Here is a 12,127-nt window from a genome sequence, read left to right on the forward strand (position 1 = left end):
CCGAGCAATCGGGATTTTTTTATGTAATAAAGTATTTCATTTACATCCCGCTCCTTATCGCCTCCACCGGATCCAATTTTGAAGCCGAAATCGCTGGCACGATTCCTGCGATGAGACCAATAATTCCTGCTAATCCGGCACCGAGCATCATGTTAGCAAAGCTCAATACAAATTCAAAATCCAATACTTTAGACAAAACCATTGCAATGAGCCAAACCATGACCAAACCAATAATTCCGCCGATTACAGAAAGTATGACTGCTTCAAATAAAAATTGAAACAAAATAAATTTATTTTTGGCTCCCAATGATTTTTGAATGCCAATTAAATTAGTTCTTTCTTTCACAGAGACAAACATGATATTGGCAATTCCGAAACCACCTACTAAGAGTGAAAATCCAGAGATAATCCATCCCACCACATTCATTTGTCCTACGATACTGTCAATCATATCGGTAAAACCGGAAAGCACATTGATGAAAAAATTGTCAATATCAGCGGCTTTTAAGCCTCTAAAACTTCTTAGTTTTTGAGTGATTTCTCCTTTAAAACCCTCCATATCAATACCTTTTTCAGGTTTGATTAAAATGGCGGGTGTTAACATTGTGCTGTTTTCTCCATATAACCGTCTAATAAAATTCATCGGAATAAAAACGGCGTTATCACGACTATCACCAAAAGTTGAAAAACCTTGTTTTTGAGTCACTCCAATTACGTTAAAACGTTGACCATACATGCGAACTTTCTTCCCCAGAGCTTGTTCCGGACTATCAAATAAACCGTTTGAAACTTCGTAACCCAAAATAATTACTCCGGTTCCTGAATTAGATTCCGATTCATTAAAAAAACGTCCATGGTCAATTTTAATTCCGTCTATTCCGTCAAATTCGTTCGTTGTGGGCGTAACACGCACAGAACTCACCGTTTTCCCTTCAAATTTAATGTTTTCATTTCGGGTAAAAAGATTAAACGCAATTTTATCTACACCATTTAATGATCGTTTTAAATAGTCAAATTCTTCATAGGTTACATCCGGAAATTGTTCTCTCTTCCAATTAGGCACCTCGGTAGGGCCAAAAGAAAAACGCAATAAATAAACCGTATTTTTATCTAAATCACCTAAGTCACCTTTGATTTTTTGGTCTAAAGAATCTACGGCCGCCAAAACAGCAATGATTGAAAAAATGCCAATTGTTACTCCAAGTAGCGACAAAAAAGTCCGCAATTTATTGTTTCGCAACGCATTCATTGCAAAATTGAAACTCTCCTTGAGCAAACGAAGATAAAGAAGCATAGAATTTTTCTTAATTGTAAATATAGTTATTGGTAGTTTAAATTGCGGTTTTGTTACACTAAAATAGATGTTTTTTGTATTCTACTTTCTAAATTAATTATTTGGTTACTAGTCACTAGAATTAAAAACAAAATTCTTATAATTATCAAATAAAAAATAGTAAAAAAAAAGAAAACTAATCCTATATTCCTTTGATAGTTAAACGGACAAATAGTACTTTTGCACCTTCAAAAAACAACAACACAATGACAACTACAAAAACCATTCAATCTGCTTTAATTTCAGTGTTTGACAAAACCGGATTAGAGCCAATTGTACAGCAATTACATCAACAAAATGTAACACTTTATTCGACCGGAGGAACAGAAGAATTCATTAAAAACTTAGGCATTCCGGTAGTTCCGGTAGAAGAAGTAACTTCCTATCCATCTATTTTAGGAGGAAGAGTAAAAACGCTTCATCCAAAAGTTTTTGGAGGAATATTGAATCGTCAAGACAACCCAAGCGATGTGGAAGAAATGAAAGCTTTCGAAATTCCGCAAATTGATTTGGTCATTGTGGATTTATATCCGTTTGAAAAAACGGTTGCATCCGGTGCTTCCGAAGCAGATATCATCGAAAAAATTGATATTGGTGGCATTTCTTTAATTCGTGCTGCTGCAAAAAATTTTAAAGACACTGTTATCGTTGCTTCTGTGAATGAATACAATTATTTATTGGATTTGATATCTTCTCAAAATGGTGCTACCACTTTAGATCAAAGACGTCATTTGGCTACGAAAGCTTTCCATGTTTCTTCGCATTATGATTCGGCTATTTTTAATTATTTCAATACAGACGAAACGGTTTACAAAGAAAGTATCGAAAATGGTCAAGTGCTTCGTTATGGCGAAAACCCGCATCAAAAAGGATTTTTCTTTGGTGATTTTGATAAAATGTTCAGCAAATTGCACGGAAAAGAATTGTCATACAACAACTTGTTAGATGTTGATGCGGCTGTCAATTTGATCTTAGAATTTAAAGAAAATGATCCAACTTTTGCTATTTTAAAACACAATAATGCTTGTGGAATTGCAACACGAAGTTCAATGAAACAAGCCTATTTAGATGCTTTAGCAGGCGACCCAACTTCTGCTTTTGGAGGCGTTTTAATTGCCAATGGAAAAATTGACAAAGCAACTGCTTTAGAAATTAATCAATTATTTTGTGAAGTGGTGATTGCTACAAGTTATGATGACGAAGCTGTTTCCATCCTACAAGAAAAGAAAAACCGCATCATTTTAGTTCAGCATGAAGTTGAATTGCCAAGCAAACAAATTAGAACTTGTTTGAACGGATTGTTAATTCAAGATAAAAATAACATAACCGACAATAAAGAAGGTCTAAAAACCGTTACCCTTACAACACCTACTCATCAAGAAATTGAAGATTTACTTTTCGCCTCAAAAATCTGCAAAAACACAAAGTCAAATACGATTGTATTTGCCAAAAACGGACAATTAATTGCTTCCGGAACGGGTCAGACTTCACGTGTAGATGCTTTAAAACAAGCAATCGAAAAAGCGAATACTTTTGGTTTTGATTTAAATGGTGCAGTGATGGCAAGTGATGCATTTTTCCCGTTTCCGGATTGTGTAGAAATAGCTCATCATGCCGGAATAACCGCTGTTATTCAACCTGGTGGATCAATTAAAGATGAATTAAGTATCAACTATTGCAACGAAAATAAAATTGCAATGGTATTTACAGGAACACGTCATTTTAAACATTAATTTTTTTACCTTTGTACGTTACAATTTTATAAACCTAATTAACCCTAAACAAACGTATGGGATTTTTTGATTTCATGACCGAGGACATCGCCATTGACCTTGGTACCGCAAATACCTTAATTATTCATAATGATAAAGTAGTGATTGACTCTCCGTCGATTGTAGCTCGTGATAGAATATCGGGGAAAATTATCGCTGTTGGAAAGGAAGCCAACTTAATGCAAGGTAAAACGCATGAAAACATAAAAACAATTAGGCCACTAAAAGATGGTGTAATTGCCGATTTTGATGCCTCTGAAAAAATGATCAGTATGTTTATCAAAAGTATTCCGGCATTAAAAAAACGTTTGTTCACTCCTGCCCTTCGCATGGTGGTTTGCATTCCATCCGGAATTACAGAAGTAGAAATGCGAGCTGTAAAGGAATCCTGTGAACGCGTAAACGGAAAAGAAGTTTATTTGATTCACGAACCAATGGCGGCAGCCATCGGTATCGGTGTTGATATCATGCAACCTAAAGGAAACATGATTGTGGATATCGGTGGTGGAACAACTGAGATTGCCGTGATCGCTTTAGGTGGAATTGTATGTGACAAATCGGTTAAAATTGCCGGTGACGTTTTTACAAATGATATTGTTTACTACATGCGTACCCAACACAACTTGTTTGTAGGAGAAAGTACCGCAGAAAAAATAAAAATTGAAATTGGTGCCGCTATTGAAGAGTTAGATACGCCGCCGGACGAAATGTCGGTACAAGGTCGTGACTTATTAACCGGAAAACCAAAACAAGTTGATGTTTCCTATCGTGAAATTGCCAAAGCATTAGACAAATCAATCCAACGAATTGAAGATGCTGTAATGGAAACTTTATCGCAAACTCCGCCGGAATTAGCTGCAGACATATACAACACAGGAATTTATCTTGCCGGTGGTGGTTCAATGTTACGCGGATTAGACAAACGAATTTCGCTTAAAACAGATTTACCGGTTTACATCGCTGAGGATCCGTTGAGAGCCGTTGTTCGTGGTACCGGAATTGCATTGAAAAACATCAACAAGTTCAGAAGTATTTTAATCAAATAATCAGTTTTACTGCTATTTACGCCAACGGAATTACCAATCTGAATCACTGAAACATGCAGCAGATATTTATTTTTATCATTAAAAACAGTACAAGGCTACTGTTTTTGTTGCTTTTAGTCATTTCGTTATCGCTCACTATTCAATCGCATTCGTATCATCGAAGTAAAGTAATTAATTCGGCTAATTTTGTGACCGGAGGGGTTTATGAACGCATCAATTCGGTGAACGAATATTTGAATTTAAAAACTGAAAACGAAGGTTTAGCCAATGAAAATGCTCGTTTAAAAAGCTTACTTTACAACAGAAAAGATACTACCAAAATAATAGACAAAGAATTACTGAGCAGTTTTGGAAACTATAAAGTGATTCAGTCAAAAATCATTAACAACTCGTATAATGTTCATGAAAATTTCCTAACCATCAATGCTGGAACTGTTAAAGGCGTTAAACCAGACATGGGCGTTGTAAACAGTAAAGGTATTATTGGAATTGTGGAAAACACATCAGCTGATTATGCTACCGTAATTAGTATTTTGAATGTAAAATCACAAATCAATGCCAAGATTAAAAAAACCAGTCATTTTGGAACCTTAACTTGGAATGGTAAAAATACAGGCTATGTTCAGTTAATTGATGTGCCAAGACTAGCATCGGTAAAAAAAGGAGATACTATCGTTACCGGAGCTCAATCGATTATTTTTCCTGAAAATGTGAATATCGGAACGATTCAAAAAATATATACTGATGATAAAACAAATTATTTTACCATTGATGTAAAATTGTTCAACGATATGACAAGTTTAGGTCATGTTTATATCATTGAAAACAAAGATCGTAAACAAATTTTAGAATTAGAAAATCAAAACTTAAATGAATAGTACGGTCATTATCAATAGTATTCGCTTTGTTTTGCTAATTCTAGCTCAGGTAGCTATTTTCAGTAAAATTAATTTTTTGGGTTATGTTAATCCTTACCCGTACATACTTTTCATCTTACTTTATCCGGTTAACAGTAATAAAAATGGCCTTTTACTAGCTAGTTTTTTATTAGGAATTACAATGGATATGTTTAACAACTCCGGTGGTGTTCATGCAGCATCTTGTTTAACATTAGCTTATTTAAGACCTTCCTTTTTTAAATTTTCGTTTGGTTTGAGTTATGAATATCAAACCGTAAAAATCAACGAAAGACTTACTCCGGAACGGTTTTCATTTCTGTTAATTTCAGTTTTAACACACCACATTATCTTTTTTTTACTGGAAATATTCCGATTCAGTTTTTTCTGGGATATTTTGCTTAGAACCATTTTGAGTACTATCTTTACACTAATACTTTGTATTTTACTCATCTACATGTTTAAGCCTACTAAAAATTGAGAAAAGCTATTTTACCATCCTTGATTATTTTTGTAACCGTTGCCATTTTGGTGAGGTTATTCTATTTGCAGATAATTGACGACGAATACAAATTAAAATCGGAAAACAACGCCATTAAAATTGTTTATGAATATCCCGAACGCGGCTATATTTATGACAGAAAAGGAAAACTTTTGGTCGCTAATCAGCCATCCTATGACATTATGGTTGTTCCGAGAGAGATTAAAAATTTGGACACTTTAAAATTTTGCGAATTAGTCGATATTACAAAAGAAGAATTTGATAAAAAAATCAACAAAGCAATTGTATATAGTCCGAGATTGCCCTCTGTTTTCTTACCACAATTAAATAAAAAAGAATTTGCTGCTTTTCAGGAAAAAATCAGAAAATTCGAAGGTTTTTATATCCAAAAACGTTCATTGAGAGATTATCAAGTGAAAGCTGGTGCTAATGTTTTTGGATTTATTACACAAGTAAATCCGGCAATGATTGAAAAAAATCCATACTACAAAAGTGGTGATTTAATTGGAAAACAAGGAGTTGAGGAACAATATGAAGAATTTCTAAGAGGGAAAAAAGGTGTAAAATATATTCAAAGAGATAAATTTAACCGAGATATTGGTCCGTATAAAGAAGGAATTTTTGACACAATTTCTAAACAAGGAGATGACATCACGCTTACATTGGATATTGATATTCAAAAATACGGCGAAGAACTTATGCAAAATAAACGTGGCGGTATTGTTGCCATTGAACCAAGTACAGGTGAAATTTTAGCATTGATTTCGGCACCAACCTACGACCCTGCTCTTTTGGTTGGAAGACAACGCTCTAGAAATTACACCGCTTTATACAACGACAGTATTGCAAAACCCTTGTATGATAGAGGTTTGTTAGCCGAATATCCTCCAGGGTCACCGTTTAAAATTTTGACTGCTTTAATTGGTTTGCAAGAAGAAGTAATTGATGAACAAACTACGTTTTTCTGTAGACGAGGATTTAGCTACGGAAACCGATTTATGAAATGCCACGACTCCGGTGGATTTAGTTTGAATGCCGGAATTTATAGTTCATGCAACACCTACTTTGCCAATACGTATAAAAAAATTATTGAAAAATATCCAAAACCTGCTTATGGTGTGGATGCTTGGAGTAATCATTTAAAAAGTTTCGGTTTAGGAAATTTTATGGGTTATGATTTACCTCCCGGACGAAAAGGAAATGTTCCCACTTCAAAATTATACGATAAATATTATTCTGCAGGAGGATGGAAAAGCACCACAATTATATCGAATTCCATAGGGCAAGGAGAAGTGTTGATGACGCCTATTCAATTGTGTAATGTGATGTGTGCCGTTGCAAATCAAGGTTTTTACTTTACTCCTCACGTAATCAAGAAAATCAAAGATCATACTATTGATAAAAAATTCACCACCAAGCATCAAACTACAATTGACAAACAGTATTTTCCGCCTGTAATTCAGGGTTTATTTGACGTTTACAACAAAGGAACAGCCTCTCGTTTGCAAGTAGAAGGAATTGAAATTTGTGGAAAAACAGGAACGGCAGAGAATTTTACCAAAATAAATGGACAACGCGTACAATTAACCGACCACTCTATTTTTGTGGCATTTGCCCCTAAAGACAACCCTAAAATTGCAATTGCTGTATTTGTTGAAAATGGTTATTGGGGTGCTCGAATTGCAGGACCAATTGCCAGTTTAATGATTGAAAAATATTTAAAAGGAAAAATATCAAGAACTGATTTAGAGAAAAAAATCCTCAATTCAAGTTTAGAAAGTGAATATGCCAAAGTATTAAGTGGTCAACCCTTTAGAATTAATCAGTAATGAAGAATCAAAGTGTAACCAGTAATTTAGATTGGATAACCGTTTTATTATACTTTATTTTAGTAGTAATGGGATGGATAAATATTTTTTCAACCTCAATTCCCGTTGAATTTACCGAATTTGATTTCAGTGATTACTATGGTAAGCAGCTCCTTTTTATCATTCTTAGTATTCCCTTAATCATAGTGGTATTAACCATTGATGCTAAAGTCTATGAAAAGTTTTCATTTGTCTTTTATATTGTTGGGATTGTGTTGCTCCTGGGATTGTTTGTATTCGGAAAAACCGTAAAAGGTCAAACAAACTGGTATGGTTTTGGCCCGTTTAGTTTCCAACCATCCGAAATTGCAAAAACAGCTGTTGCTCTTCTTTTGGCTAAATATTTAAGTGACTCGCAGGTTTTTCTAAAAAATTTGAATCACCAATTAATCGCATTTGCCATTATTGGATTACCGGTTTTGCTGATATTAATGCAACCGGATGCCGGAAGTGCCATGATTTTCTTATCATTGATATTAGTGTTAAACCGAGAAGGTTTACCCGAATGGTATCTCTGGACAGGATTTATAGCTGTAGTACTTTTTTTTACAGCTTTACTCATTCAACCCATGTATCTATTAATTGGGATTGTGGTGATTATGATTTTTCATTACTTAAGAGCTAGAAGAGTTGACAGAAATCCATTGGCGTATTTAATCGTTTTTGTCGCTGCAACTTCCTTTGTGCTTTCGGTAGGTTTTGTGTTTGACAATGTGTTAGAACCGCATCAAAAAGACCGTATTAATGTATTATTTAGCGACAACGTAGATTTAAAAAATGAAGGATACAACCTAAATCAATCGATGATCGCCATTGGTTCCGGTGGATTAATAGGAAAAGGTTTTATGGAAGGAACACAAACAAAAGGCGGTTTTGTACCTGAACAACACACCGATTATATTTTTACAACTGTAGGCGAAGAATGGGGTTTTGTAGGTTCTGCCATAGTAATTTTGCTTTTTGTTACACTTTTGTTCAGAATTATCTATTTAGCCGAACAGCAAAAAACAAAATTTAGTAGGGTTTACGGTTATTGTGTTGCAACGATATTATTTACCCATTTCTTTGTGAATATAACCATGCTTATCAAACTTTTTCCCACCATAGGAGTTCCATTGCCTTTCTTTTCTTACGGAGGATCAAGTTTGTGGTCGTTTACAATTTTATTGTTCATCTTTTTAAAATTAGATGCCAATAAAGTAAACGAATGGTAGGTTACTTCAAAAATTTAAGCTCAACCAATACCGGAAAATGGTCTGATGGGTATTTACACGAATAACTATCGGTTAAAACTGCATATTTTTTAATTTCAAATGATTTTTTTGAAACAAAAATATGATCAATTTCTTTTTCTTTAAGAATAGGTTTATGAAATTCAAAACCATTAAAAGTTCCGCCTGAATTATAAATCAATTTTGCATCACTTTTTACATGATTGTATTGATTAGATAAGAATAAAATAGGTTCAGATTGAGGTTCTAAATTAAAATCACCCATGATCATTACAGGATAATCTTTTGTGTTTAATTGTGAGACTTTCTGATGAATCAATTGAGCACTTTTATTTCGTGCAACTTCACCAACGTGGTCAAAATGCGTATTAAAAACACAAAATAGTTGCTTTGTTTCATTGTCTTTAAAAATCCCATAAGTGCATATTCTGTTCAATGCTGCATCCCAGCCTTTTGAAACTTCATCCGGTGTTTCAGATAACCAAAACGTATCGCACTCAATTAATTCAAACTTACTGCTTTTGTAGAAAATGGAACTATGTTCCCCATTTTTTCCTCCATCTCTTCCCTCTCCAACCACTTTATAACCCAAAAGTATAGAGTCTAAAAACTGAACTTGATGAGGCAAGCCCTCTTGGATTCCAAAAATATCCGGTTCGTAAAAATTGATTAAATTGGAGATGTTTTCTTTTCTATTTGACCAACTATTTTCGCCATCTCTAGCTAAATCTAAGCGAATGTTATAGGTCATTACTTTTAAATCTTGACCAAAAAAATAATTTGACACCATCATCAATACAACTAAAATTATCTTTTTCATAATTCATTAATTAAAACTCCACGACTTATAATCGGCACTTTTTTCAATCCTATTTTCTAGCTCATCGGGCAGCTGATGAAAAAAATCTAATCCTGTTCTCTTTTCTAGTTCATCCACAGAAATTACAAACTCATAGAGTGGTTTATCGCTATTTTTATGCGGAACTAAAAAAGCAATCATTCGTGGTTTATCATTGGAAACATCAAGAAGAACTTTATAAAAATAATCCGGTACAGAAACTTCTTCCTCTCCGATTTTCTGGAGATTTGGTTCTAAAACTCCACCAGTGATTACAAACAATCCGTCATATTTATCTGCCCAATACCGCACTTTTTGTTCTAAGCGATTCCAAACCCCTGCATTAAAATCTGCTCTTTGCGGAGCAACATTAGAAGTGTAAAATGTTTCATTGTATGCTTTTCTAGAAAATTTCATATCGCCTGCGGGGCACAAATGCCCTTTATCAAATCCTGAATTTTTATAATTTCTCCAATCAGCAGAGCGTGTTTTAACTTTAGGATCTTCAATAAAATAGGGGCGTTTTAAATCTGAATTAGATGATATCCCTGGTTTTATTTCATAAGCAACCCACTCAGCTTGTTCATGTTCTTCAACATAGGAAAGTGTATAAAACGTGTGATTTACCACTTGTCCAGCTGTTGATGTTGGATAAAAATCAAATTCATTCCAATTTATTTGAGCGTATTCATCACCAACAATTTGATTATCTATATCAACTTCATTAAAAACATGATGCTCTTTACATGAAGAAAAAAACAAAAAACAACCATTATGAAAGATAGAAAGAATAATTTACTCATATAAAAACACCTATATTTAACAAATGGGAACGATTATTGCTAACTTTGTAAATGTATTAAAAAACAAATTCTTTTTTGGTACAACAAATTGTTTAATTTTAATTATACACCATTATGAAATTTAAAGTTAGTATCCTTATGGTTTTGCTAATCTCATTTATGAGCCAAGCACAAGAGACAAAAACAACAGTACTCGACACTGTAGTAAAAACCGACACTATTATTGAAGAAACAAAAAAATTAGAAGAAATTAAAATCGACCAAGAAAAGGCAATAAAAGAAAAAGACGCTGCTGCTAAAGCGGAACAAAAAGCTTTGAGAGAACAAGAAAAAGCAGTTAAAGAAGCTGAAAAAGCGAAAAATAAAGCAGATAAACAAGCAAAACAATTAGCTAGAGATCAACGAAAACACGAAAAAGAAGTAAAACAGTTTGAAAGACAACAAAGTAGAGTTGCATCTGCAGAAAAAGGTGTTACCAGAGCTAATGACAGAGTAGCAAGAGAAAAAAAGTCGTTACAAAAAAACATGGAGCGTTTTGAGAAAAAGAAGCGCAAAGGAAAATTAACTGAGATTGAAGTTGAAAAAGAAAACATCAAAATCAGCAAACAACAAATTAGGATTAAAGAATTGGAAGCTGATATTGAAAGTGCTCAAAAAAAATTAGGAAAAGTTAGAAACTAAAAAATCAAACCACGTGAAAGCGTGGTTTTTTATTGCTTTACGTCCAAGGCATCACGCAAGGCATTGCCCGTCATCATAAAAGCTAACGTGATAAGCATAATTGCTGTTCCGGGAACTAATGCCAGGTAAGGTTTTCCTAAAATGATATAGCTGTAATGATCTTTAATCATTCCTCCCCAACTCGGGATGGGCGGCTGTGCTCCTAGTCCTAAAAAGCTAAGTCCACTTTCAATCAAAATAGCAGAAGCAAAATTAGCCGCCGAAATCACGATCACAGGAGCCATGATATTTGGAATAATATGATTCAAAATAATTCGAATATCTGAAAAACCTAATGCTCTTGCGGCTGTTACATATTGCATTTCTTTAACACTGATAATTTGCCCACGAACCACACGAGCAACTTCCACCCACATGGTTAACCCAACGGCTACAAAAACTTGCCAGAACCCTTTTCCGAGAGCAAGTGTGATAGCAATAACCAATAAAAGTGTGGGAATGGACCAAATTACATTTACTAACCACATGACCATGGCGTCGATTTTTCCGCCATAATATCCGCCAAGAGCACCAAAAAACAATCCAACAATAACAGAAATTAAAACAGCTACAAATCCAATTGCTATTGAAACGCGTGAGCCAACCAACATTCTACTCAACAAATCTCGACCGTATTTATCGGTTCCGAAGAGGAATTTTTTGTTAGTAATTAGTTCTTTTTCAACTTGTTGAATAGAAGCATAACCGATGAATTTATCTAAATGAATTTGTTTGACTTGCTTTAAATCAACATCTTCGGTATACTCAATATATTGTATTGAATTCCCTATAATAGTATATTCTAAAATTGGAATTTCGGTCACTTGATTCGGATGCCCGAAAAAGTACCCTTTCACCGTTTTAGCCGCAATTTTTTCGGCTGGAATGGATAGCATTTGAACTGAAAATCCTGGTGACTTTGAATGAATGGACAAATGCATTTGATTGGCATTTTCAGAATTATCGGGTGCTAAAAAATAAGCAAATAGTGCCAATAATACCATTAAAGCGATATAACCAAAACTAAAAACACCCCAAAAATTCTTTTGGAATTTTTGAAGTGCTATGCTAGTTAACGACTGATTACTTTTGGACATTAGTTTATTTTTCAACTATT

Annotated in this window: 11 protein-coding genes; 7 read left to right on the forward strand and 4 right to left on the reverse strand. The window is 34.1% G+C overall.

The window, feature by feature from the left end; translation table 11 throughout:
• Window positions 1-40 precede the first annotated feature (40 nt).
• Entirely contained in the window at window positions 41-1,294 is a 1,254-nt protein-coding gene (locus B0I10_RS01960; protein ID WP_112084821.1) for an ABC transporter permease, read from the reverse strand.
• Between the two features lie 245 nt (window positions 1,295-1,539).
• Here B0I10_RS01960 and purH point away from each other — a divergent pair, with 245 nt between their 5' ends.
• Genes purH through rodA form a run of 6 tightly spaced genes read left to right on the forward strand, consistent with a single transcriptional unit; the run spans window position 1,540 to window position 8,631 of the window.
• Entirely contained in the window at window positions 1,540-3,066 is a 1,527-nt protein-coding gene (purH, locus tag B0I10_RS01965) for a bifunctional phosphoribosylaminoimidazolecarboxamide formyltransferase/IMP cyclohydrolase (RefSeq protein ID WP_112084822.1), read from the forward strand.
• A gap of 56 nt (window positions 3,067-3,122) precedes the next feature.
• A complete protein-coding gene (locus B0I10_RS01970) occupies window positions 3,123-4,151 on the forward strand; it encodes a rod shape-determining protein (protein WP_112084823.1) in 1,029 nt (342 codons plus the stop codon).
• Between the two features lie 53 nt (window positions 4,152-4,204).
• Window positions 4,205-5,029, forward strand: a complete 825-nt coding sequence (gene mreC, locus B0I10_RS01975; protein ID WP_112084824.1) for a rod shape-determining protein MreC — start codon at window positions 4,205-4,207, stop codon at window positions 5,027-5,029.
• Window positions 5,022-5,528 carry a rod shape-determining protein MreD gene (locus B0I10_RS01980; protein ID WP_112084825.1) on the forward strand — a complete coding sequence of 169 codons (507 nt, stop codon included), beginning with the start codon at window positions 5,022-5,024 and terminating at the stop codon, window positions 5,526-5,528. The genes mreC and B0I10_RS01980 overlap by 8 nt, the downstream gene beginning before the upstream one ends.
• Window positions 5,525-7,378 (forward strand): penicillin-binding protein 2, encoded by a 1,854-nt coding sequence (mrdA, locus tag B0I10_RS01985; RefSeq protein WP_112084826.1) that lies wholly within the window; start codon window positions 5,525-5,527, stop codon window positions 7,376-7,378. The genes B0I10_RS01980 and mrdA overlap by 4 nt, the downstream gene beginning before the upstream one ends.
• Complete coding sequence (rodA, locus tag B0I10_RS01990) at window positions 7,378-8,631, forward strand: rod shape-determining protein RodA (protein WP_112084827.1); 1,254 nt, start codon at window positions 7,378-7,380, stop codon at window positions 8,629-8,631. The genes mrdA and rodA overlap by 1 nt, the downstream gene beginning before the upstream one ends.
• Before the next feature lies 1 nt (window position 8,632).
• On the opposite strand, the gene B0I10_RS01995 is transcribed toward rodA, so the two are convergent.
• Window positions 8,633-9,469: an endonuclease/exonuclease/phosphatase family protein gene (locus B0I10_RS01995; RefSeq protein ID WP_112084828.1), complete on the reverse strand. Its 837-nt coding sequence runs from the start codon at window positions 9,467-9,469 to the stop codon at window positions 8,633-8,635.
• Window positions 9,470-9,475: 6 nt separating this feature from the next.
• Window positions 9,476-10,249 (reverse strand): DNA/RNA non-specific endonuclease, encoded by a 774-nt coding sequence (locus tag B0I10_RS02000; RefSeq protein WP_394336150.1) that lies wholly within the window; start codon window positions 10,247-10,249, stop codon window positions 9,476-9,478.
• A gap of 155 nt (window positions 10,250-10,404) precedes the next feature.
• Here B0I10_RS02000 and B0I10_RS02005 point away from each other — a divergent pair, with 155 nt between their 5' ends.
• Window positions 10,405-10,971, forward strand: coding sequence for a hypothetical protein (locus B0I10_RS02005; RefSeq protein ID WP_146740295.1), 567 nt, complete (start codon window positions 10,405-10,407; stop codon window positions 10,969-10,971).
• 29 nt (window positions 10,972-11,000) lie between these two features.
• On the opposite strand, the gene B0I10_RS02010 is transcribed toward B0I10_RS02005, so the two are convergent.
• Window positions 11,001-12,107: an ABC transporter permease gene (locus B0I10_RS02010; RefSeq protein ID WP_112084831.1), complete on the reverse strand. Its 1,107-nt coding sequence runs from the start codon at window positions 12,105-12,107 to the stop codon at window positions 11,001-11,003.
• Window positions 12,108-12,127: the final 20 nt, after the last annotated feature.

Source organism: Flavobacterium lacus, from assembly GCF_003268815.1.
In the GTDB taxonomy this organism is placed as follows: domain Bacteria; phylum Bacteroidota; class Bacteroidia; order Flavobacteriales; family Flavobacteriaceae; genus Flavobacterium; species Flavobacterium lacus.

Excerpts from the sequence above, each read along its gene's own strand:
- B0I10_RS02010 (WP_112084831.1), bottom strand. The coding sequence starts at position 12,107 with ATGTCCAAAAGTAATCAGTCGTTAACTAGCATAGCACTTCAAAAATTC.
- B0I10_RS01995 (WP_112084828.1), bottom strand. The coding sequence starts at position 9,469 with ATGAAAAAGATAATTTTAGTTGTATTGATGATGGTGTCAAATTATTTT.
- mreC (WP_112084824.1), top strand. The coding sequence starts at position 4,205 with ATGCAGCAGATATTTATTTTTATCATTAAAAACAGTACAAGGCTACTG.
- B0I10_RS01960 (WP_112084821.1), bottom strand. The coding sequence starts at position 1,294 with ATGCTTCTTTATCTTCGTTTGCTCAAGGAGAGTTTCAATTTTGCAATG.
- B0I10_RS01970 (WP_112084823.1), top strand. The coding sequence starts at position 3,123 with ATGGGATTTTTTGATTTCATGACCGAGGACATCGCCATTGACCTTGGT.
- B0I10_RS02005 (WP_146740295.1), top strand. The coding sequence starts at position 10,405 with ATGAAATTTAAAGTTAGTATCCTTATGGTTTTGCTAATCTCATTTATG.
- rodA (WP_112084827.1), top strand. The coding sequence starts at position 7,378 with ATGAAGAATCAAAGTGTAACCAGTAATTTAGATTGGATAACCGTTTTA.
- B0I10_RS01980 (WP_112084825.1), top strand. The coding sequence starts at position 5,022 with ATGAATAGTACGGTCATTATCAATAGTATTCGCTTTGTTTTGCTAATT.
- purH (WP_112084822.1), top strand. The coding sequence starts at position 1,540 with ATGACAACTACAAAAACCATTCAATCTGCTTTAATTTCAGTGTTTGAC.